This is a genomic window from Sellimonas sp., assembly GCF_047234585.1.
Lineage (GTDB): Bacteria > Bacillota > Clostridia > Lachnospirales > Lachnospiraceae > Sellimonas > Sellimonas caecigallum.
The window spans coordinates 62,395-84,063 of sequence record NZ_JBKSWG010000013.1 but is presented as its reverse complement, the minus strand read 5'-3'; the positions used below and the strand labels follow the sequence as shown (position 1 = coordinate 84,063).

General features: G+C 36.8%; 23 protein-coding genes and 1 pseudogene. 22 read left to right on the top strand and 2 right to left on the bottom strand.

Annotated features, from left to right (window positions below; all coding sequences use genetic code 11):
* Positions 1 to 360 precede the first annotated feature (360 nt).
* The 15 genes from ACLROL_RS07180 to ACLROL_RS07110 all read left to right on the top strand — a co-directional run bounded on the left by ACLROL_RS07180 (position 361) and on the right by ACLROL_RS07110 (position 13,853).
* Positions 361 to 669, top strand: coding sequence for a hypothetical protein (locus ACLROL_RS07180; RefSeq protein WP_413067582.1), 309 nt, complete (start codon positions 361 to 363; stop codon positions 667 to 669).
* A complete protein-coding gene (locus tag ACLROL_RS07175) occupies positions 633 to 1,529 on the top strand; it encodes a polysaccharide pyruvyl transferase family protein (RefSeq protein ID WP_413067581.1) in 897 nt (298 codons plus the stop codon). Before ACLROL_RS07180 ends, ACLROL_RS07175 begins: the two co-directional genes overlap by 37 nt.
* Before the next feature lie 52 nt (positions 1,530 to 1,581).
* Positions 1,582 to 2,379 carry a glycosyltransferase family 32 protein gene (locus ACLROL_RS07170; protein ID WP_413067580.1) on the top strand — a complete coding sequence of 266 codons (798 nt, stop codon included), beginning with the start codon at positions 1,582 to 1,584 and terminating at the stop codon, positions 2,377 to 2,379.
* Between the two features lie 40 nt (positions 2,380 to 2,419).
* Positions 2,420 to 3,532 (top strand): glycosyltransferase, encoded by a 1,113-nt coding sequence (locus ACLROL_RS07165; RefSeq protein WP_413067579.1) that lies wholly within the window; start codon positions 2,420 to 2,422, stop codon positions 3,530 to 3,532.
* An 11-nt stretch (positions 3,533 to 3,543) separates the two neighbouring features.
* Positions 3,544 to 4,086, top strand: a complete 543-nt coding sequence (locus ACLROL_RS07160) for an acyltransferase (protein WP_413067578.1) — start codon at positions 3,544 to 3,546, stop codon at positions 4,084 to 4,086.
* Positions 4,086 to 5,102 carry a glycosyltransferase family 2 protein gene (locus ACLROL_RS07155; RefSeq protein ID WP_413067577.1) on the top strand — a complete coding sequence of 339 codons (1,017 nt, stop codon included), beginning with the start codon at positions 4,086 to 4,088 and terminating at the stop codon, positions 5,100 to 5,102. Before ACLROL_RS07160 ends, ACLROL_RS07155 begins: the two co-directional genes overlap by 1 nt.
* Positions 5,103 to 5,111: 9 nt before the next feature.
* Positions 5,112 to 6,080, top strand: a complete 969-nt coding sequence (locus ACLROL_RS07150; protein WP_413067576.1) for a glycosyltransferase — start codon at positions 5,112 to 5,114, stop codon at positions 6,078 to 6,080.
* 27 nt (positions 6,081 to 6,107) lie between these two features.
* Complete coding sequence (locus tag ACLROL_RS07145) at positions 6,108 to 7,046, top strand: glycosyltransferase family 2 protein (protein ID WP_413067575.1); 939 nt, start codon at positions 6,108 to 6,110, stop codon at positions 7,044 to 7,046.
* A gap of 11 nt (positions 7,047 to 7,057) precedes the next feature.
* A complete protein-coding gene (locus ACLROL_RS07140; protein ID WP_413067574.1) occupies positions 7,058 to 7,663 on the top strand; it encodes a DUF1919 domain-containing protein in 606 nt (201 codons plus the stop codon).
* Positions 7,664 to 7,685: 22 nt separating this feature from the next.
* Positions 7,686 to 9,515 carry a polysaccharide pyruvyl transferase family protein gene (locus ACLROL_RS07135; RefSeq protein WP_413067573.1) on the top strand — a complete coding sequence of 610 codons (1,830 nt, stop codon included), beginning with the start codon at positions 7,686 to 7,688 and terminating at the stop codon, positions 9,513 to 9,515.
* A 22-nt stretch (positions 9,516 to 9,537) separates the two neighbouring features.
* Complete coding sequence (locus ACLROL_RS07130; RefSeq protein WP_413067572.1) at positions 9,538 to 11,079, top strand: lipopolysaccharide biosynthesis protein; 1,542 nt, start codon at positions 9,538 to 9,540, stop codon at positions 11,077 to 11,079.
* An 89-nt stretch (positions 11,080 to 11,168) separates the two neighbouring features.
* A complete protein-coding gene (locus ACLROL_RS07125; protein WP_413067571.1) occupies positions 11,169 to 11,804 on the top strand; it encodes a sugar transferase in 636 nt (211 codons plus the stop codon).
* A gap of 458 nt (positions 11,805 to 12,262) precedes the next feature.
* Positions 12,263 to 12,997 (top strand): hypothetical protein, encoded by a 735-nt coding sequence (locus ACLROL_RS07120; protein WP_413067570.1) that lies wholly within the window; start codon positions 12,263 to 12,265, stop codon positions 12,995 to 12,997.
* Positions 12,998 to 13,073: 76 nt separating this feature from the next.
* A complete protein-coding gene (locus ACLROL_RS07115; protein ID WP_413067569.1) occupies positions 13,074 to 13,619 on the top strand; it encodes a hypothetical protein in 546 nt (181 codons plus the stop codon).
* A gap of 75 nt (positions 13,620 to 13,694) precedes the next feature.
* Positions 13,695 to 13,853: a hypothetical protein gene (locus ACLROL_RS07110; protein ID WP_221920005.1), complete on the top strand. Its 159-nt coding sequence runs from the start codon at positions 13,695 to 13,697 to the stop codon at positions 13,851 to 13,853.
* 199 nt (positions 13,854 to 14,052) lie between these two features.
* On the opposite strand, the gene ACLROL_RS07105 is transcribed toward ACLROL_RS07110, so the two are convergent.
* Positions 14,053 to 14,904, bottom strand: a complete 852-nt coding sequence (locus tag ACLROL_RS07105) for a hypothetical protein (protein ID WP_413067568.1) — start codon at positions 14,902 to 14,904, stop codon at positions 14,053 to 14,055.
* A gap of 37 nt (positions 14,905 to 14,941) precedes the next feature.
* The gene (locus ACLROL_RS07100) at positions 14,942 to 15,658 is read right to left on the bottom strand and encodes a sigma factor (protein ID WP_413067567.1); all 717 of its coding nucleotides are present in this window, start codon (positions 15,656 to 15,658) and stop codon (positions 14,942 to 14,944) included.
* Positions 15,659 to 15,937: 279 nt separating this feature from the next.
* Between ACLROL_RS07100 and ACLROL_RS07095 the strand changes: the two genes are divergently transcribed.
* The 7 genes and pseudogenes from ACLROL_RS07095 to ACLROL_RS07065 all read left to right on the top strand — a co-directional run bounded on the left by ACLROL_RS07095 (position 15,938) and on the right by ACLROL_RS07065 (position 21,654).
* The gene (locus ACLROL_RS07095) at positions 15,938 to 16,852 is read left to right on the top strand and encodes a hypothetical protein (protein WP_413067566.1); all 915 of its coding nucleotides are present in this window, start codon (positions 15,938 to 15,940) and stop codon (positions 16,850 to 16,852) included.
* Positions 16,779 to 17,537 carry a polyphosphate polymerase domain-containing protein gene (locus ACLROL_RS07090; protein ID WP_413067565.1) on the top strand — a complete coding sequence of 253 codons (759 nt, stop codon included), beginning with the start codon at positions 16,779 to 16,781 and terminating at the stop codon, positions 17,535 to 17,537. Before ACLROL_RS07095 ends, ACLROL_RS07090 begins: the two co-directional genes overlap by 74 nt.
* A gap of 18 nt (positions 17,538 to 17,555) precedes the next feature.
* A complete protein-coding gene (locus tag ACLROL_RS07085) occupies positions 17,556 to 18,227 on the top strand; it encodes a DUF4956 domain-containing protein (RefSeq protein ID WP_413067564.1) in 672 nt (223 codons plus the stop codon).
* A 5-nt stretch (positions 18,228 to 18,232) separates the two neighbouring features.
* Positions 18,233 to 19,636, top strand: coding sequence for a CotH kinase family protein (locus tag ACLROL_RS07080; RefSeq protein ID WP_413067563.1), 1,404 nt, complete (start codon positions 18,233 to 18,235; stop codon positions 19,634 to 19,636).
* A 318-nt stretch (positions 19,637 to 19,954) separates the two neighbouring features.
* Positions 19,955 to 20,288 (top strand): annotated as a pseudogene (locus ACLROL_RS07075) (recombinase family protein); the annotation flags it as partial.
* 166 nt (positions 20,289 to 20,454) lie between these two features.
* Positions 20,455 to 21,345 (top strand): metallophosphoesterase, encoded by an 891-nt coding sequence (locus ACLROL_RS07070; protein WP_413067562.1) that lies wholly within the window; start codon positions 20,455 to 20,457, stop codon positions 21,343 to 21,345.
* Between the two features lie 33 nt (positions 21,346 to 21,378).
* Complete coding sequence (locus ACLROL_RS07065; protein ID WP_413067561.1) at positions 21,379 to 21,654, top strand: PqqD family protein; 276 nt, start codon at positions 21,379 to 21,381, stop codon at positions 21,652 to 21,654.
* Positions 21,655 to 21,669 lie beyond the last annotated feature (15 nt).

Sequence of the window (21,669 nt, the reverse complement as noted above, 5' to 3'; positions counted from 1 at the left end):
AAATATTGAATTTTCAAGGTGCGAAGCCCATTTTAGATATGGGAAGTCTTAGTAATTAATAATAAAGGAAACGAAGAACTGAGTGGAGGATTAGATGCAGTTTGGGCACATGGCAAAAGACATCTTGGCTGTCTTTTTTTTAAAAATAGCTTCTTGAAGGAAAAGAAAATAAAATTTTTGCCTAATTTGAAATACAATGAGGATGAAATTTTTAAAGTTGAAGTAGAATGTTTATGTAACAAAATGGCTTTTTACACAAAACCCATGTACATATATCGATTGAATTCAGCATCTGCCGTACATAATCTGGATGGAAATATTATAGGTAGATATCAGACTTGGATGCAGGCGTGGCGTAAAATGGACAAATGGCTGTTAGAGAATCATGATATAGAATCAAATTTTGGGTCAAAGTTTGCAGAAATATATTTTGTAGAAATGTGTATTGTTTATACGGAAGCACTAAAGCCGTTATCTGTACTAAATGATCTTATTGCTAGGCACAAAGACGAAGAGAAAAATGTATTATTGCCAGAGAGGGAGTATCCTATTTATTTACAAAAAGAAGTTTACCTTTTGAAAAATCATAAAAAAATATTTTTCATTATACATAGAATAGTTGGAAGTGTGAGATGCATAAAGAGAAGTTTTTGCAAAAGAAGGATATAAAGATAGTTAGAAGATATTTAGATATAGTTAAAGCAATTCCTTCTGTTTCTAAAGAATATATTATACGAGACTCGATTATCTTGCGCGATGTATCAATGCACGCAGTGAAAAGAAATGTAAATTTGCATTGGTGGCGAATGCCTTATGGGAAAATAAATATAGGTGATTACCTGTCTTGGGTAATTGTAGAGTGGATGAAAAAAGAACGAGGGATTACATCAGATTCCAGTTATAATGGCAAGACACAGCATCTATATGCATTGGGCTCTATAATAGATAGCGGCTTTCAGGATGCAACTGTTTGGGGAAGCGGTTGCCTTCAAGACCACATGTATTGGTGGAGAAAAATTCGAAAACTAGATATTTGTAGTGTAAGAGGTCCGTTGACCAGAGAAGTATTGCAAAAAAATGGATATAAATGTCCTGAGATTTATGGTGATCCTGCAATTTTGATGCCAATGATTTATAAACCGAAAAGTATTAAGAAAAATAAGAACTATGTGGTAATATCACATCACTCAGTTCAAAGAGAGAAAGGGACACTTTCTCCTGTGACAACGGATTATAAATCATTCATTAATAAAATTCTTGAAGCAGAGTTGGTAATAAGCAGTTCTTTGCATGGCATTATATTAGCAGAAGCATATGGTGTGCCGGCAGTTATGCTTGGTAATGCTCAAGTTGATAGATTTAAGTACTGTGATTGGTATTATAGTACAGAGCGATATAATTTTCCGGTGGCGCTATCTATTGAGGAGGCACTATGCATGAAACCTGCTTGTCTCCCCAATTTGTCAGCTATGACAAAACAAATTGGGGAGGCATTCCCAGAAAAGTTATGGAATAAACAAAATGCATGAGGATCTGATTAGAGCATAATGTGGAAATTTTGAATGAAAGGAAATTATATCTATGATTCCTAAAATTATACATTACTGCTGGTTTGGAAAAGGGAAAAAACCAGCAGTTTTTGATAAGTGTATACAATCTTGGAAACATTATATGCCAGACTGGAAAATCATTGAGTGGAATGAAGATAATACAGATTTATCCTGCTGTTCATTTGTTGAAGAGGCATATAGATGTAAAAAATGGGCTTTTGTAAGCGATTTTGTCAGATTGAAAGCAGTTTATGAGTTTGGCGGCATATATTTGGATACCGATGTGGAATTGTATGAATCGTTTGGTAACCTGTTTGACAACAATGCATTTATGTTTTTTCAAAATCATAATCAGATAAATACAGGGTTAGGTTTTGGTGCCGAGAAGGGCAATCACTTAGTAAAAAGTTTGCTAGATGATTATATGAAGCTTGAGTTTTCTTTGGAAAATATAAATGATTTGGCTTGTCCAGTGAGAAACACAGAGGTAATTAGGCGAAAAGTTCCTGGTTTTGCAGCAAATAATACAACACAATGTGTTAATGGAATACTTTTTATTTCATTTGATGATTACTGTAGCAAAGCCCACCACTATGGTGAATTTAGCTGGAAAACAGAGGAGCAGTTATATGCGTTAAAATATTCTAAGAAAAATCATAAAGCGTGGAAATTGAGAAAAATATTAAGAAATCCTAAGATTTTTCAGTTTTTTAATGAACATAGGTTGTATAAGATCGGTCGATGTTACTCTTTTCTTGTGTATGATTGTATAGATTATGGCATTGTTTATTGGTTTATGAGAATTATATCAAAGCTAAAGAAAGGCTAAAATGTGCAAAGATATTTCCGAATGGTAAGGGGAGAGTGAAATGAAAAAAATATTGTTCTTAATACATGATTTAGGACAGGGGGGAGCGGAGAAAGTACTCGTCAATCTGGTTAATAATATGGATACTATGAAGTTTGATATAACAGTTATGACTTTATTTGACATAGGTGTTAATCGACAGTTCCTAAATGTAAATATTAAATATAAGACAGTATTTTCAAAAGTGTTTCCTGCTAATTCGCATATAATGAAGTTAATGAGTCCAACGGCTTTACATAAGATTTTTATTAAAGAACATTATGATATTGAGGTTGCATATTTGGAGGGACCATGTTCCAGAATTATTAGTGGCTGCCCGTATAAAGATACGAAACTGGTTTCTTGGATACATATCGAGCAAAAGACAAAGAAAAGGGCAACGGCATCATTTCGAAATATGATAGAGGCGATAAGGTGTTATAATAAGTTTAATCAAATCGTATGTGTTTCTGAGACTGTGAAAACAGATTTTTTAATGATTTTTCCTATTTCTGTGCCAATAGATGTATATTATAACACAAATGAAAGTTCCAAGATTGTTATTGCATCAGAAGAAGTAGTAAAAGATGTAGAATTTTCTCAAAATGAGTTTAAGATGGTGGGAATAGGAAAGCTGCTTCTCAGCAAGGGATTTGACAGGCTTCTTCGGATTGTAAAAAAATTTGTGGATAACGGATATCCAGTGCATTTATATATATTGGGAATTGGACCAGAAGAAAGAAATATGAAAAGCTATATTACCGAGAATAAGTTGGAAAAATCTGTTGACTTGTTGGGTTATCAGGTAAATCCATATAAATATATGAAAAGGTGTGATTTATTTGTGTGTGCCAGCCATGCAGAAGGATTTTCAACTGCTGCAACAGAAGCCTTAATAGTGGGACTTCCTGTATGTACGGTTGAGGTATCTGGCATGCGAGAAATGCTGGGAGCCCATAATGAATTTGGTATCATTACCGATAATAACGACGAGGCATTATATAAAGCTATAAAGGAACTGTTAGATAATCCGGAAATGCTAAAGTTTTATAGAAATAAAGCAAAAGACAGAGGAAAAAAGTTCAATACTGAGAATACAGTTTTGGCTGTTGAAAAAATGTTTTTAAATTTGTGAAGGGCAGAATTATGAATATAATAAAAGAATTTGTTTATAGATTGCGAGGAGAATATACAACAGACCGTTTGATAAAAATGGGAATGAAGGTGGGAAAGAACTTTAAACGTTTAAATGGAGTTATTCTTGATCCATCACACTGCTGGTTAATTGAGATTGGTAATAACGTAACAATGGCTCCAAGAGTCCATGTCCTTTGTCATGATGCCAGTACAAAACAGTTTTTAAATTATACCAAAATAGGAAGAGTTAACATCGGAGACAATGCTTTTTTAGGAGCTGAAACCGTTGTATTACCTGGTGTCAATATAGGTAATAATGTTATTATCGGCGCTAACAGTACAGTGACTCATGATATACCAGATAATATGGTAGCGGCAGGGACACCAGCTAAGATAATTTGTACGCTTGAAGAGTATTTACAAAAAGAAAAAAAACGCATGGAAAACTCTCCGCAATTTGGTGAAGAGTATACACTTCGCCGAAATGTTTCAATGGAAAAACGGTTAGAACAAAAAAAAAGTTTGAAAGGATATATAGGTTATATTGACTAATGGAAGATATTATTATATCAATAATTGTACCGGCGTATAACATAGAAGCATATATAGGGCGTTGTCTGGAAAGTATTATAAAGCAGACGCATACAAATCTTGAGATTATTGTAGTAGATGATGGATCTACAGATAAGACAGGAAGGATTATCGACAAATATGCAACCTCAGATAAGCGTATTATTCCGATTCATAAGAAGAACGGCGGTGTTTCGAGTGCAAGATTTGCGGGAATAGGTATAGCAACAGGGCTATATATAGGATTTGTTGATGGAGATGATTATGTTGAGCCGAAAATGTTTGAATATCTTCTGAGTAATATAGTCCAATATCATGCGGATATTTCTCATTGTGGTTATAAAATGATATTTCCTGATGGACATATCGATTACTATTATAATACAAAAAAAATTTTATTTCAGAATAATATGATGGGATTGAAAGATCTAGTTTCGGGATTGTTTGTAGAGCCAGGACTGTGTAATAAACTTTTTTCTAAACAATTATTTGAAAATTTATTGAAACATGAGCAATTATTTACTTCTATTAGAATAAATGAAGATTTATTATTGAATTATTTTTTATTTAAAGAAGCAAAGTGTTCTGTTTATGAAGACATTTGTCCGTATAATTATATATTACGTCAAAATTCTGCAGCTACTTCGAAAATTAACGAAAACAAATTGAAGGATCCAATTAAGGTAATGAAGATTATATGTACTAATTCTATTGACTCTTCAGAAGTGAATAAGGTGGCGGAAGAAAGGCTGTTTAATCAAATGGTAGGAATAGCAGTTATGTCAGATAGAGATCAACCAGAGTTGATTAGGCCATATCGTGCGAGAATACGTAAAGAATTGAAAGGTAAATTAAAATACATAATGGAATGTGAATATTTGAGTAAATCAACGAAAATTAAGGTAGTATGGACGGTGCTATGGCCGGCTAGCTATCGGTTAGTACATACATTATATGAAAAAGTAACCGGGCTAGATAAAAAATACAGTATAGAATGAGGAATTAATATGGAAGTAATTAGTGTAATTGTTCCAGTATTTAATGTTGAATCTTTCTTGAATCAGTGTATTAGTTCAATTGTGCGACAAGAGTATAGAGATCTAGAAATAATTTTGGTAGATGATGGTTCAACTGACAGAAGTCCCCAGATTTGCGATGAGTGGGCGAAGAAGGATAAAAGGATAAAGGTAATTCACACCCAAAATGGTGGTGGAGGTAAGGCAAGAAATATTGCCCTAGATATCGCTAGAGGAGAATTTATAGGATTCGTAGACAGTGATGATTATATTGCATCAGATTTTTATAAGCATTTATTGAAATTAATAACTAACGAAACAGATATTGCAGAGTGTAGTTATTTGGAGACAGATGGAGATAATGCTCAATTTGCAAACCCTAATAATTGTATGATAATGAAATATACTGCCGTAGAGGCTATGAAAGAAAATATAGAAGATCGTTTTTTCAGACAGTTGATTTGGAATAAATTATATCGACGTAGTGTTATCGACGATATTAAGTTTCCAGAAGGTAAGAAAATTGATGATGAATATTGGACATATCAGGTAATTGGGAACGCAAGAGAACTAATTAGATCAAACGCAAAATTATATGCATATCGACAGCAAGAAAATTCAGTTATGCATTCTTTGAAACCAGATAACCGCCTCCAGGCACTTGAGGCTAAGACAAAACGCCATGATTATATTTGCTACCATTTTCCTGAGCTTCTTGGAAAAAGTCTAAATAATTTATGGTTTTCTTGCATCTATCAAGGACAATTTGTGCTTAGATTTATGAAAAGACAAGAGAGAAAAGAGGCACTGAACTATATAAAGAAAGTATTGAACAAGTATCCCGTGGACGCTCATACAAAATCAGGTATAAGACTGACAGAAAAATTGTGGTTAAATATGGCAGAATTCTCTTTTGTATTTACATGCTTTCTGCGAAATGTATTGAAAATCGGTTTATGATCTCGTTTTTGTAGGAGGATAGTGAAGATGGAGGAGTTAGTTTCTGTAATAGTTCCAATATATAATGTGGAAAAATATGTGGAAGAATGCATTGAAAGCTTGATAGGTCAGTCGTATAAAAATATTGAGATAATTTTAGTGGATGATGGATCTACAGATTCTTCTGGACAGCTTTGTGATGCATATGCTGGAAAGGATATTAGGATAAAAGTAATCCATAAAAAAAATGGTGGTCTATCAGATGCGAGGAATGTAGGAATTGATTCTGCGACTGGAGTATATTATTCATTTGTTGATGGCGACGATTTTCTGGCAGAAGATACAATTTCACAAATGATTTCCGGAATGAAGGAGGAAAAATGTGATATTGCTGTGTGCAATATGATTAGATATTTTGAAAATGGAGAGACAGAACCATTTTATATACCTTCTAATATCTTAAAAGTGCTGAATGGCACAGATAGATTTGAAACATTACCGCAGCCCTCGGTATGCAACAAGATATTTAGGGCAGATTTATTTAATTCTGTCCGCTTTCCAAAAGGAAAGTTTTATGAAGATACATATGTTTATCATACTCTGGTATACAGTGCAAAATCAATTGTATTAACTGGTTATGACGGCTATTTTTATCGTTCGAGACGTTCAAGTATACTTGGACAAAATGTGATGACGGATCGATATTTTGACTTTATTGAAGCTGTTTGGCTAAGGGCAATGTTTTTGTTGAAGAAAAATATTCAGCCATATGGAGATGAAGCGTGTTTGAGTTTATATGTAGCTGTGGCAAATGCTGAAAAAAATATATCTCGAACAGAGGAAAATCGATATAAACATTTCGATGCATTGCAGAAATATATTGTTGCATATAAACAGCTTATAAAGTCAAAGAATATTAGTCTAAAACAGAAAGTACGTTTGTGGCTTTTGCGCTATTTTCCCAAGTTACATAATATTTTATATTGAGGTAAACCCGTATGAATTTATTGCAAAGAATAGAATGGCGGTTATATAAAGAAAGAAAACGGCGTAGACTTAAAAATTTAAGCCCGACCATCATTTCATCAAACTGTAATGGGGAATTTATATATTATGATATGAAATTAAAATTTATGTCTCCGACAATTAATCTGAGTTTTGACATGAATGATTATGTAAGAATGTTAGAAAATCTGCGATGGTATATGGAGCAGCCAATTTTCCCGTATGATGATCCAAGGTTTAGTTATCCTACGGGAATGCTCGGGGATATTGAAATTCGCTTCAATCACTATAAAACTTTTGAAGAAGCTGTGAATAAATGGGAAGAAAGAAAAAGGAGAATTGACTGGGATAATTTGTTTATTCTGGGAATAGACGGAGATAATTGTACTTATGAAAGTATTAGACGTTTTGATGCACTTCCATATAAACATAAAGTGATATTTACTCATAAGGAATATCCGGAATTTGAGTCAGCTTATTACATAAAAGGATTTGAACAAGAAACTGGAGTAGGAGTTTTACTAGGGTTTAAGCAACAATTTCTAGTACGCCGATATCTTGACGACTTCGATTATATTTCGTTTTTAAATGAAGGATGAAACTGCAGGGAGAAAATTTAATATGGGAGAAATACCAAAAATTATTCATTATTGCTGGGTAGGGGGAAAGGAGAAACCGGCTTCGGTGCAGTACTGTATTGAAAGTTGGAAAAAATTCTGTCCAGATTATGTTATTAAAGAATGGAATGAATCTAATTATGATTTTTCAAAAAATGAATATATGCGGCAGGCATATGAAGCGAAAAAATGGGGATTTGTTCCTGATTATGCAAGATTGGATATTGTTTATGAACATGGCGGTATCTATTTGGATACAGATGTTGAATTAGTGGAAAGCTATGACCGTTTTCTTGATAAAGACGCTTTTATGGGATTTGAAAATACAGGTGACGGAGAGTTTTTTGTCAATTGTGGTCATGGATTTGGAGCCACTCCTCATAATGAAATTATAAAGTGTGCACGAGATCTTTATGAGAATATTTCTTTTATAAATGAAGATGGATCCTATAATATGTTACCATCGCCTTATTATACAACACAAACATTGCGGCAGTTTGGACTTGTACAGGAAAATAGAGATCAATTGCTTCCGGGAATGAGTGTTTATGCTTCTGATGTGTTTTGTCCAAAAACATTTAGAACAGGAGAAATGAATCAGACAGAAAGAACAGTATCTATTCATCATTTTACTGCTTCGTGGATGGATGAAAAAATAAAGGCCGAACTGCAGCATCAGCAAAGGATAAATAAAAAATATGGTAAACAATTAGGAAATTATGTGTTACTAGCAGAAAGTGTGTGGGAAAAATATAGCCTAAAACAGATGATTACAACACTTCCGTTTAAGATAGTACAGAAAATAAAACGCAAGGCAGTATGTGCTATAGAGTCAGAAGTGTATTATAGAAAACTACTAGTTGCGCAGTTTCATAAAACAGGAGAGAAACTTCCTGTTTTATTAGATACGTCTGCAGAAAGCGATAATGCTGGAGACCAGATTATTATGGAATGTTGTCTGAAAGAATTGCCAGAGAAATTTGGGAAAACAGAGTTAATAAGAATACCTACCCATAGAATTGCTACGAGGGATGAAAAGAAAGAATTGAAAAAGGCGTGCTATAAAATTTTATGTGGCACGAATATACTTTCAGGGAAAATGCGAAACTATGGACTATGGAAAATCGATTCTGATGTAATGCCATACTGTAATACCATCCTAATGGGAGTAGGATTTGATTCCCAAAGTAATAACTCTGATTATTATACAAGAATGTTATTCCATACAATTTTAGACAAAAGATATACTCATTCGGTTAGAGATACGTTTTCTGAACAAATGCTAAGAAAATTGGGAATAAAAAATGTACTTTTTACAGGGTGCCCTACTATGTGGAGACTGGATGAGGAACATTGTAAACAGATACCACAGAGAAAAGCAAAAAATGTAATATGTACTATAACAGATTATAATCGCGACTATTCTATGGATAAAAAAATGCTGGAAATTCTGCTTGAGTCTTATAAAAAAGTATATTTTTGGATTCAAGGTAGTTCTGATCTGAACTATTTACGAGAACTTGGATATGAAGAAAAAGTATTTCTTATTCCTTCCTCGTTGAAAAAATTTGATGAAATATTGCAACAGGATGATCTAGATTATGTAGGAACAAGACTACATGCAGGAATAAGGGCTATGGGTGCATTACATCGCTCAATTATTATTTCAATCGATAACCGTGCAGAATGCATTTCAAAGGATACAGGTTTACCGATAGTTCTTAGAAAGGATATTCCGGTATGTTTAGAAAAAAAGATATTTCATGATTTTTCGACAGAAATTAATCTGCCATGGGAAAATATAAAACAGTGGAAGCAGCAGTTCTTAAAATAAAAGTTATTGTTAAGGTGAATGTATGAAAAGACGAACGAGAACAGAATACTCTATTTTAAACATTGCAACTGGTATTGGTGGATATATACTTAATACCATCTTAGGGTTTGTATGCAGGATGGTTTTTGTCCGCTACTTGTCAGCAGATTATTTAGGAGTAAATGGATTATTTACTAACATACTGACAATGCTTTCACTAACTGAATTAGGAATCGGGAGTGCTATAGGATATGCGCTTTATAAACCTCTGGCGGAGAATGATGAAGAAAAGATCGCTTCTTTAGTAAGGTTTTATCAGAGGGCGTACTATATTATCGGAATAGTAGTGTCTTGTGTCGGACTGGCATTAATGCCATTTTTGAATATTATTATTCAGGAGCAACCAGCTATTTCGGAAAGCATTCATTTGTTGTATTTGATTAATTTATTTAATACAGCAAGTACATATTTTTTTAGTTACAGAAGTTCTCTGCTTGTTGTTGCGCAACAAAATTATATTGTATCAGGTTTAAATTATATCATTACCATTTTTCAGAGCATTTTTCAATCAGTATTTCTTGTTACTACACACAATTATCTGGTATATTTGCTGATTCAAACGGCAGGAACATTTATATACAATGTAACCATTTCAATAATTGCAGGGCGAAGATTTCCATTTATTAAAGCTAGAAGTATTAGACCCTTGCTGAAGGAAGAACGACAATCACTATTTAATAATATACGAGATTTGACAATTTACAAGATATCAGGATTGTTGGTAAATAGTACAGATAATATATTAATTACCTTCTTCCAGGGATTGGCAACAACAGGAGTTGCATCAAATTATTCGTTACTTGTCAATACACTGAATTCACTTCTGAATCAAGTGTTTAATGGGCTGACTGCAAGTGTGGGGAATCATAATGCGACAGAAAGCAATGAAAAAAAGTTTGAGATGTTTTCATTCTTAAACTTGATGAACTTTTGGATTTTCGGTTGGGCAGCTTTAGGCATTATATTCTGTTCTAATGATCTTGTAAGACTGTGCTTTGGCGATGAATATGTTCTTTCAATAAGTATTCCTTTAGTAATGGCATTGAATTTTTATACCGTAGGTTTACAGAATGCTATCTGGACATATAAACAGACTATGGGATTGTTTCGCTATGGTCGGTTTTTACAAATTATAACTGCTGTCTTGAACATTATTTTTTCTGTTATATTAGGATACAAGTGGGGGATTTTTGGCATATTATTCGCTACATTTTTAGCAAGACTATTTACAAATCTGTGGTATGACCCGTATGCAGTATTTGTTTATGGATTCAGTAAAACACCAATTTTGTATGTGGTTAAGTATATTCAATATTTGGTCACATTAGGGATTGCAGCAGGTATATGTTTTGTAATATTGACTCCGATTCATCTGCCTATATTTGTACAGAGTATTATCAAAATCTTATTATGTAGCATTATCTGTAATTTCGTTTTTTACATTGCGTTTAGGAAAACACAGGAGTTCCAAAAGTTTAAAGAAATTCTCAAAAATGTGATTTTTATATTACTTCGAAGAAAATAAGAACTTAAACTTCACAGTTGAATACATATACAATACAATTCCTGGTTCTACCAGTTATGTTGATAAAAATAGGGAGGAATATATATGCCATGTATAGAACTAAAATAAAACGTGTTATAGCAGTTATTATGTCGCTATGCGGGATTATATGTCTCTCATGGCTGTATCTTTTGATTGTTATCGCGATCAAGATAGACTCGCCGGGATCGGTGTTTTTTAAGCAGAAGAGAGTAGGAATACATAAAAAATATTTTCAGATATTAAAATTCCGCACCATGCGGATTGATACGCCTCATGATATGCCAACGCATATGTTGGAAAATCCGGATCAGTATATAACAAAGGTGGGACATTTTCTCCGGAAGACATCATTGGATGAACTACCGCAGCTCTTTAATATTCTCGTCGGGGATATGGCAGTCATAGGGCCAAGACCCGCCCTCTGGAACCAATTTGACTTGCTTGAAGAACGTGATAAATATGGAGCAAACGATGTTCGCCCTGGTCTAACGGGATGGGCACAGATTCACGGCCGAGACGAATTGGAAATTGATGTAAAAGCGAAGCTGGATGGCTATTATGTCCAGCACATGAGCTTTTGGCTGGACATAAAATGCTTTTTTGGCACGATTGCATCTGTTATTCGCAGTGATGGTGTTGTTGAAGGTGGAACCGGAACAATGCATGCAAATGAAAAAAAGGATGCCAAAAAGGGAAAGAAATAACCGAGGATATATTCCGGACTGCATATAATGGTCTCAAAAATTATGACACTTTTTCGGACAGTTTTTGATGAATCTGATATACTTAAATCAATATAAAAGAAAGGATTCATTACTATGTCCAGACAAAGAAGAAGTTTCAGTCATTGCGCTGGGAACAGCGGTATTTCACTATCATAATCCTTTCCAGAGACATTATCAAGAATACAGGCAGGATGTGGAAAAGGACAGAGAATATATATCACAAAAGAGAATAGGTAAGTTACAAAAGTAAAAGAGAGTTCCTGTATACAATATTCAGTACACAGTATGCACGAATGCAGTTTGTCAACAGATTCATGGGAGAAAGTCAGCAAGATAGAAAATCTTTATCATGTGTAATCCATGGAATGCTGAATGACGTGCAAACATAAAAGAACAATTTTACGGATAATTACAAATGCAAAGCGAGGAGGAGTGAAATGTATACAAATATTATTATTAAAGTCATAGAATACAATTCCTTGACAATACTTGCTTTTAATATATTGGCTATAGTGTGTAATTACCTATATGGGAAAACGAAGCATCGCAAAAAGGGGGAAAAGGTAAGAAGTGTATCCCTGTTGATGGGGATTGCTTTTTTCATTATAGTGTGCAATAGTATTGGATATGAATTAGGACGTCGACAAACGATAAATCTTATCCTGGTTTTTAATCTGCTTTGTATCTTAGGACTTATTCTGGCGGCAGGTATATATATTGGTGTAGAAAAAGATGCAAAATACGGGTTCATGCGATTTTTTGGTACATTTATGTGTGGTTACATGATATGCAGAATCGCATTTTATCTGATGCATCATCAGTCGATCAGTGTAGTGATTTCCTCGCTAGTTTTAATCATTTTTGGATTGTATCGAATACATTTTATGACAGAAGAGAGCTTAATATTGCGTTTTCGAAAATATAGGAAAGAACTCCATAAAGAAATGGAAGAATTCGATAAAGAACTAGAAGAAAAAGCTCAGAAAAGGATAGAAACTATGCCGGATTATAATGAGAGCAATAAAAAAGCGAAAGACGAGATTGACTGTGGCTTTACGTATGACGGAGAGTTTGTATTTGTTACCAAGGCATTTGTTGATGTATATATGTCCCCAGATGGAAGATATTTTAAGCGTGGATTTGGCGGGAAATTATATGAAGTTTTTAAATAATGCTTCAGGCAGTATAAAACAGCTCGGGAATTTATGATAAAATCATAGTATTAAAAAAAAACGGAGGACGAAAGAGATGACGTTATCACAGGAAGATGGACAGTTATATTATAAGCTTTGGATGCCGCTGCTTGATTTCGTAAACAGAACATATGGGGTAAACAAAAAATTGAAAAGTATGGCGGAAGCAAAAAATCTGGATCCTGTAGAAGTAAAAGAAGTTGCAAATAAACTTTGGTCAGAGATAGCGATCATAGACCGGTACATAAAAGAAAACCCGGAACTCCCGCAGGAACATAAGGACATTATTCAGGGGTGGAAACGGAGGATCCAGGGAAAGTTTATCATGGAACGGCATCTGAAAAAGGGTACAATCTTTATATCCATGGAGGATGAACAAGTATACCAGGTCAGCGGTATTATATCGAGCTGGGAAGAAATGTTTTACGGGGCGCCGATGCCTCTGATAGTCGAGGCAACGTTTATTCCATTCCGTGATGTGATCATATCAGACGGACTTGTTATGCCATACAACATCATGATCGGAGGCGGAATGAAACGGACGTTTAAGGATGTGTATATGGCTGCGAAAAAGAGTGGACAGATCCATCGTTCTCTTTGAGAGTGACATTGAGTAAGAAAAACATAAGAAATTACAGGTCAAAGGGTCTTTTCTTGATTTGGGAGGCGGGATAGAATGAAAAAGAAATGGAAAGAGCCTGAAATTTTGGTACAGAAATTTGTTCCAAATGAATATGTGTCGGCATGTGGAATTTTAGGAGATGGGTCAACGGGGCGAAGGAATGTGTGCGTGAAATCGATAAGTCCCCATGGGGATATCATTATCATTTCATAGACGTCACGAATCATTCCTGATAGTATTTTTGACCTATAGTTTAACGTTAAATTTACCCATTTACATACCTTTGGGCTGCAATGATTGACCGCTTGGCTGATCATTGCAGCCTCTTGACCTTTCAGGGGGAAAAGCTGTGGAGCGGCGTACGCTCCATGCGCAACATACACCGCTATGAGCTGACAACCCGTGGAAACAGCTAGTCTTCATAACTGCTGTTTCCATCAGTATCTGCTTCATAACCAGAATCATTGCTGTTGTCATTTCCGTAATTTGAATTACCGCTATTATCGTTTTGATAATTAGAATCGTTGTTGGAGGAAGAAGGCTGCTGTACCGGCTGAGAAGAAGGAGTCTCAGGTTGGGGCTTGTCGGATGGTGTGTTTTCGGCCGGTTCAGGTGTATCCGGAGCAGGGATAGTAATTGTCTGAGGCTCCGTAAGTGTTTGTTCAGCGTCTTCATCAGGAAGTTCCGCCACAATCTCTATAGTAATAGACTTATCTTTCAGATAGTTATTTAAATAAGTCAACAGTTCCTTTTCTGTTTGTGAATTCCAATCTTTATTGTCTGAATCAGCCAAAAGCAGGATTTGTCCGCCTTCAGAAAGGAAATCTTTTTGTATTGCCAGAGCTGTAAGCTCGGAAGTAACCGTTTCTTTATCTTTTCCTTTATACTCATAGCCGTCTATAAGCGTCTTACCGTCCGAATTTCGTCCGTTCAGATCTAATACACGTCCGGAACGGCTAAGTGTGAGTTCTATTTCCGGATTGATCTGCATCTGAACGGTTCCGTATGGTTGGAAGATGTATTGATATTCATATACGCCGAATACGAGCAGGGAAATGCAGGCTGCCATGCTGGCAGCAAATGCGATAATGTGACGGTGCTGCCGTTTCTTCTCGTCGGGATATTTTAGAGGAATAATGTTGGTAACGACATCTCCGGTCTGGTAACCGTGGTTAGCAGCTTTTATGAAACGTCCGTCATCGGACAGAAGGACCGCATATGCACTGTGAACTTCCATTACTAGATAAGATGTATCTTTTTTCATTTTTGACTCCATTTCTGTTATGGTTCATCGGTTTTTGTTAAGGGGACAGATGATAGAGATGTCCGCGGATGATTTCATATCCATTAGTAAATGCAAGCAAAATTGCAATCAGATATTTCCGATGCCTTTCTATTGTCTTTTTATCTACTCCAGAGTGTTGTACAAGAGCTGTTATCGGAAGTTTTTTTGTATGTAGCATCTCATTAAGAAGATCCGGATTTTGTTTTGCAGCGGACAGGACTTTTTCACAGGCCTGTAAAGTTCGCTTCTGTCTTGGACAGTTGTCTGCCACCTCAGAAAAAGAAATTCCAAACGTAAGAAGCTGTCTTTCAAATTCTTCGATTTCTTCTTTTGCTGCAGCGCGCTGGTGTGTCATTTCGATTTCATTTTTAGGATCCTCCAGATGGTCGATTTTCAGAGTGTCTTCTTCGTCATCCTGCAAAGGCTCATGTAGGGAAACTACTTTTGCATGCCGCTTTTCTTTTCTGTAATAATCGATCAGCCGGTTCCGTATACCACGGGATGCAAATGCAAGAAAAGCTCCTCGCTTCCTTTCATAATTTAAAATCGCTTCGTAAAAAGCGAGCATCACGATGCTTAGTTCTTCGTCCTGTCCTTCGATGGGAGTCCGTTTCATGAATTTTATTGTTTCAGCACGGATAAACCCCATATACTGACGAATCAAAGCATCTGCCACTTCTGGATCTGTCTTGGCAGTGTATACTTGATCAGCAAGATCATGCAGTTCATTCATGAGTAATATCCTCCTATAGTATAGAATACGAACTGGAATTTTTATTTTTAGGGTCAAAACTAAAATATTACGCCCATTATATTTTTTCTTCGTTAAAAGCAGGTAATATATACGTTAAACATACGTAAAATGTAAGACACGAAAAAAATTATCTATTATAATAAATGCAGCGGAAAAAAATATAAAAAATTTTTGTTTCAACCCCGTTTTCCGGATTTTGCTTACGTATTCTAAATCATAATCAAAAACAAAATCAAAAGAGTAAAGGAGAAATGAATTATGAAGAAAAAACATTGTATTACGGCGCTTGCAGCAGTATTGACAGTTGGGCTTATGGGAGGAATCCTTGCAGGATGCGGAAGTAGGAGACAGGTGCAGGAACCGCAGAAACAACAGAGCCAGACAAATGAAAAGAGCGGAGTTATCTGTCTTAAAGTAAATCCGGAAATTGCAGTGTCTTATGATGAAAACGGAATGGTAACAAAAGTAGTGGGAAGAAACGATGACGGGAAGAAAGTGATTACCCAATATGAAGGGTATGAAGGAAAGGCATGCAGAGATGTCATCAGTGAACTTGTAGCGAAGATCAACGATGCCGGCTATTTCGTGGAAGAAACAGATCAGGAGAAAAAACAGATCACACTTGAAATAGAAGCCGGATCCTATCTTCCGGGAGATGATTTTCTGAAAAATATTGTGGCTGGCATTCAGGAGTACACAGCTTCCAAACAGTTGGCGAATTCAGTAGCCGTAGAGGGGGAAAGCAACTATGGATGGACAAATTACGGTGATACAGATTATGGCCCGGATAATGACGGCGTGACAGATTATAATGATACGGATTACGGCCCGAATAATGACGGAGTGACAGACTATAATGATACGGATTACGGCCCGAACAATGACGGTGTGACAGACTATAATGATACGGATTACGGTCCGAACAATGACGGTGTGACAGATTATAATGATACGGATTACGGCCCAAACAATGATGGTGTGACGGATTATAATGATACAGACTATGGTACAAATAATGATGGTGTGACAGATTATAGTGCTCCGGCACAAAATCCGGTTCCGTCCACACCTGCACCATCAACTGGCGGAGATTCCGGATATGACGATGGGAACTCCGGATATGATGATGGAAATTCCGGATATGACGGCGGAGATTCCGGATATGATGATTAAAAAAACACACAGCATATTCAGACATGAATTAAAACATGTGATTACCCCGGCAGAAGACAGGTTGCTTTCAGAACGTCTCGGCAGGCTGTTCCCCCGCGACAGCCATGCCGGGAAGAGGGGAGTATATAATGTGAACAGCCTGTATTTTGATACGCCTAACGACAAAGCTCTTGTTGAAAAAATTGCAGGGGTAAGCAGCAGGGAGAAATTTAGGTTGAGATATTACGGAGAAGATCTGACTTTTTTAAGGTTAGAAAAAAAGATAAAAAAAGGCGGGCTATGTTCAAAACGGAGCGCCAATCTCACTTATGAACAGGCGGCCAGCTTGCTTGCGGGAGAAATTGCATTTCTTCTCGAGAGCGAAGATCCTCTTTTGATTGAGCTGTACAGCAAGATGAAAGGGGAACTTCTGAGACCAAAAACGATCGTAAGATACGAAAGAGAAGCATTTACATATATGCCGGGCAACGTGCGCATCACATTGGATCGGAAGCTTCATACAGGGCTTTACAACCTGGATTTTTTGAATACCAAAAGACAGTATATAGCTGCTGCGCCGGGCCACACGGTGCTTGAAGTAAAATATGATGCTTTTTTACCGGATATTGTAAAGATGTCGGTGCAGATGCCGGATAGAAAGACAGGGGCATACTCCAAATATGCGGTGTGCCGAAAATATGATTGACGAAAGGTAAATGAGAGTATGACATTTCAGGATATCTTTAAATCCAGTTTTTTGGAACATGCAAATGCAGTACCGATTCTGGATATGACGTTGGCCCTTATCCTCGCATTTGCGCTTGGGCTGTTCATTTTCTTTATATATAAAAAAAGCTACTGTGGACTGATGTATTCCGCTTCTTTTGGAGTGACGCTCATAGCGCTTACATTGATCACAACCCTTTTGATTCTGGCTGTGACAAGCAATATCGTACTTTCACTTGGTATGGTAGGCGCGCTTTCAATTGTCAGATTCCGGACTGCGATTAAGGAGCCGATGGATATCGCGTTTCTTTTTTGGAGTATTGCGGCGGGGATTGTTTTGGCGGCGGGTTTTCTGCCTCTTGCGGTATTTGGCAGCATGTTCATTGGAATTATACTTCTGGTATTTTCAGGGAGAAAAAATCTGGAGCGGCCGTATATCCTGGTAGTGCATTGTCAGACAGAGTCCCAGGAAAAAGAGGTGGAGCAGTATATCAAAAGTCATGTAAAAGGACTTAAGCTGAAAAGCAAATCTGTATCGCCTGGGTGTATTGAATTAAATTATGAAGTACGTTTTAAAGAAGGGGAGTCGTCCTTCGTCAATGCAGTTGCTGAAATCCAAGGTGTGACGCAGACAGTACTTGTTTCTTACAATGGAGATTACATGGGGTAGCAAATATGCTGAAGCATAGATATATTGATATTATCTGTATCAGTACTGCCGCTGCAGCTTGCATTCTCACAGTTTTGTTTTTGTGCGGAGAAAGGTTTGGGATACGTCCGGCAAGTTCTGTACCAGATTACGCATCGCGTCTTTTTGATAACAGCTATGTACATTCGATCGATATAAAAATCAATGACTGGGAAAAATTTCTCGAAACGGCGTCAGAGGAAGAGTATACAGAATGTGATGTAGAGATTGACGGAGAATTATTTTCTTCCATCGGACTGCGTGCCAAAGGAAACAATTCTCTTAGGCTTGTAGAAGAATATGGGCTGGATCGGTATAGCCTGAAGCTGGAATTTGACCATTTTCAGGATGGAAATACATATTATGGGCTGGACAAGTTCTCGTTGGATTCGTCATATCAGGATAATACCTATATGAAAAATTACCTGGCTTATGACATGATGGCATATATGGGAGTGCCTGCGCCTTTGTGCAGCTATACAGAAGTAACAGTGAATGGAAAAGACTGGGGGTTGTTTTTGGCGGTGGAAGAACCGGAAGAGGCTTTCGCCAGACGTAATTATGGGACGGATCACGGTCAGCTTTATAAGCCGGACTACCGTTCTTTGGAAGAAGAAAATCGAGATGTGGCACTACAATATATATCAGATGATCCGGCAGATTACGATAATATTTTTCGCAATGCAAAATTCAATGTAAAAGAAGAGGATAAAAAAAGATTGATCCAGTCATTGCGGACTCTGTCAGAAGGTAAGGATCTGGAGCTGGCAGTAAATGTGGATGAAGTGCTTCGCTATTTTGTCGTGCAGGTGTTTGTCGTAAATCTGGACAGTTATCTGGGACGTACAGGACACAATTATTTTCTGTACGAAGAAGACGGACTGATCAGTATACTTCCCTGGGATTACAATCTTGCGTTTGCCACCTACTCTCTAGGGATGCCGGATCCAATCAATGACGCAGAACTTTATGTCAACTATCCGATCGATACTCCCGGATCCGGAGAGATTATGATGAACCGGCCGCTTTATCATAATCTTATGAAACAAGACGAATATTTCTCGCAGTATCATACTTATTTTAGCGACTTTATCAAGGGATATTTTGAAAATGGACGTTTTGAAAAAAAGATTGCCAGTACAATAAAGATGATTGCCCCGTATTTGAAAAAAGATGCGACAGCGTTCTGCTCTTATGAGGATTTTCTAACCGGGGCAGAGACCATTGGAAAATTTTGCTTACTTCGTGCAGAAAGTGTCAGAGCACAGCTGGAAGGAAAGATTCCATCTACCATACGAGGGCAGCAGAAAGATACGGAAAGCCGCGTAGATGCATCGGACATCTGGCTGCCGGATATGGGAGAAATTGCGGACTTAGAGAAAGGTGTGTAATTTCTCCTTTCAATAAAAGATAGAAATTATGACGTATTATAGTGAAAGCTGTAAAAAAGGAAGACGAGATTCACAGTAGAACTGGATTCCTGATTTTCAGAAAAATGAATACTTCAACAATGCAAAACCTTATCGGTTTTCGGGTTGATTCCGAAAACCGGTAAGGTTTTTTGTTGATGAATATCTCTATCTGTTTGTTGGGTAAGCTATATTATTAAAAAGACCATTGATTAATGGGATAATGGAAATTGATAATATTTGAAATTGCCGAAAACAATGTCTCATTTTTTATATGTACTAGGAGAGAAGTTGATGTTTTTGATAAAAATATATGGATATATACGTGTTAGCAGTTATGATCAGAATGAAAATAGGCAGTTGGATGCACTGCAGGAATTGGATATTCCGGAGAAAAATATTTTTATTTTTTATAGATAAGCAGTCTGGAAAAAATTTTAAACGTCCGCAGTATAAGCAGCTCGTACGAAAATTAAAAAAGGACGATCTGCTCTATATCAAGAGCATTGATCGTCTGGGACGCAATTATACAGAGATACTTGAGCAATGGCGTTTACTGACGAAGAAAAAAGGAATTGACATTGTAGTTTTGGACATGCCACTTTTAGATACCCGCAGAGGAAAAGATCTGATGTATAGAATAAAGAACGGGAATAAGTTTCATTTTGAGCGGTAAAACAAAAGTTTTATCGCTTTTTCTTTTGAATCAATAAAGCCGCCTTGACACGTGTTTTGATATTTGCTAGTATAATCTCGATTTGGGAAAAAGTTTCTTTAATAAAACAGGAAGAAAGGGTTTTATGAAAAGAAATCATGGGGAAAAATCAAGACATATTCTAATGATAATCATTCTTTTGCTTGTATGCATCGCAGCATATATCGGCATCGATATATGGAAATCTTCAAATGCACTTATTGTAAGAAAATATGCGGTTTCTTTGGAAAACTGTAAAACTGCAATCAGAGCTGTCGTCATTTCAGACCTTCATAATCATTCATTTGGCGCTCAAAATAAGAAATTGGTGGAAATGATATCACAACAGAATCCGGACTTGATACTGATGGCCGGAGATATGCTAAACGAGGATTCCAAATCTTCAGAAGTCCCGGTTGCCCTTGTGCGGGAACTGGCACAGATAGCTCCAGTGTTTTATGGACTGGGCAACCACGAAATCGCGTATATGGAAGACGCTTTTGTAGATTTGTCTGAGGAGCTGACACAGGCCGGTGCAATTGTACTTGACAAAAAATTTGTGGATGTGAAAATACAGGGAGAAAACATACGGATTGGTGGCCTGTATGACTATGCATTTGGAAACAATGGGGACAATGACGCCATGGCAGCGCCGCAGGATATCAAAGATTTTCTGACTGAGTTTGGGCAGACAGAGGATATGAAGATCATGATTTCCCATCGCCCGGACAGCTTTATTTTCGGGGATGCAAGCACTGTGTGGGATGTGGATCTGGTGGTAAGCGGACATAATCATGGCGGACAGATTGTCATTCCGTTTTTGGGAGGACTCTATGGCGGCGATCAGGGGTGGTTTCCGGAATATGTCCATGGAATTTATGAAAAAGATCAGCTGCAGCTTTTTGTGACAAGCGGTCTCGGAAGCGAAAAACAGATTCTTCCAAGAATGAACAATCGTCCCGAAGTGGCTTTGTTGGAGATAAAGCCGGAAAAATAGACAAGAATCAAAAGAGAAGAGTGGGGATACAAGATGAAGATAAGAGAAAATCTTATGCTGTGCCGGCTGGGAGAAGAATTCGTGATTGTTTTTGCGGATAAAAAAGGCGACAGTCCTCGTGATCCTATAGTGCTGAATCAGATGGAAGCAGTGTTTTGGGAAATGTTCCGGAAAGGAATGACGCCAGACGCAATCAGGAGGCAGATCCAGCAGGAGTACGATGTGGAACCGGATGTTTTGGAGGCAGACTGGGAGGAATTCCTGGAAAAATTAAAGGCAAACAAAATGCTGGATGAAATAGACTCATAAGTTGTTTGGCACGGG

Coding starts and splice junctions, on each gene's coding strand:
- ACLROL_RS07145 (WP_413067575.1), top strand. CDS start 6,108: ATGGAGGAGTTAGTTTCTGTAATAGTTCCAATATATAATGTGGAAAAA.
- ACLROL_RS07085 (WP_413067564.1), top strand. CDS start 17,556: ATGACATTTCAGGATATCTTTAAATCCAGTTTTTTGGAACATGCAAAT.
- ACLROL_RS07165 (WP_413067579.1), top strand. CDS start 2,420: ATGAAAAAAATATTGTTCTTAATACATGATTTAGGACAGGGGGGAGCG.
- ACLROL_RS07135 (WP_413067573.1), top strand. CDS start 7,686: ATGGGAGAAATACCAAAAATTATTCATTATTGCTGGGTAGGGGGAAAG.
- ACLROL_RS07140 (WP_413067574.1), top strand. CDS start 7,058: ATGAATTTATTGCAAAGAATAGAATGGCGGTTATATAAAGAAAGAAAA.
- ACLROL_RS07130 (WP_413067572.1), top strand. CDS start 9,538: ATGAAAAGACGAACGAGAACAGAATACTCTATTTTAAACATTGCAACT.
- ACLROL_RS07080 (WP_413067563.1), top strand. CDS start 18,233: ATGCTGAAGCATAGATATATTGATATTATCTGTATCAGTACTGCCGCT.
- ACLROL_RS07095 (WP_413067566.1), top strand. CDS start 15,938: ATGAAGAAAAAACATTGTATTACGGCGCTTGCAGCAGTATTGACAGTT.
- ACLROL_RS07090 (WP_413067565.1), top strand. CDS start 16,779: ATGACGATGGGAACTCCGGATATGATGATGGAAATTCCGGATATGACG.
- ACLROL_RS07170 (WP_413067580.1), top strand. CDS start 1,582: ATGATTCCTAAAATTATACATTACTGCTGGTTTGGAAAAGGGAAAAAA.
- ACLROL_RS07100 (WP_413067567.1), bottom strand. CDS start 15,658: ATGAATGAACTGCATGATCTTGCTGATCAAGTATACACTGCCAAGACA.
- ACLROL_RS07110 (WP_221920005.1), top strand. CDS start 13,695: ATGAAAAAGAAATGGAAAGAGCCTGAAATTTTGGTACAGAAATTTGTT.
- ACLROL_RS07105 (WP_413067568.1), bottom strand. CDS start 14,904: ATGAAAAAAGATACATCTTATCTAGTAATGGAAGTTCACAGTGCATAT.
- ACLROL_RS07115 (WP_413067569.1), top strand. CDS start 13,074: ATGACGTTATCACAGGAAGATGGACAGTTATATTATAAGCTTTGGATG.
- ACLROL_RS07125 (WP_413067571.1), top strand. CDS start 11,169: ATGTATAGAACTAAAATAAAACGTGTTATAGCAGTTATTATGTCGCTA.
- ACLROL_RS07175 (WP_413067581.1), top strand. CDS start 633: ATGCATAAAGAGAAGTTTTTGCAAAAGAAGGATATAAAGATAGTTAGA.
- ACLROL_RS07120 (WP_413067570.1), top strand. CDS start 12,263: ATGTATACAAATATTATTATTAAAGTCATAGAATACAATTCCTTGACA.
- ACLROL_RS07160 (WP_413067578.1), top strand. CDS start 3,544: ATGAATATAATAAAAGAATTTGTTTATAGATTGCGAGGAGAATATACA.
- ACLROL_RS07150 (WP_413067576.1), top strand. CDS start 5,112: ATGGAAGTAATTAGTGTAATTGTTCCAGTATTTAATGTTGAATCTTTC.
- ACLROL_RS07065 (WP_413067561.1), top strand. CDS start 21,379: ATGAAGATAAGAGAAAATCTTATGCTGTGCCGGCTGGGAGAAGAATTC.
- ACLROL_RS07155 (WP_413067577.1), top strand. CDS start 4,086: ATGGAAGATATTATTATATCAATAATTGTACCGGCGTATAACATAGAA.
- ACLROL_RS07070 (WP_413067562.1), top strand. CDS start 20,455: ATGAAAAGAAATCATGGGGAAAAATCAAGACATATTCTAATGATAATC.
- ACLROL_RS07180 (WP_413067582.1), top strand. CDS start 361: ATGGACAAATGGCTGTTAGAGAATCATGATATAGAATCAAATTTTGGG.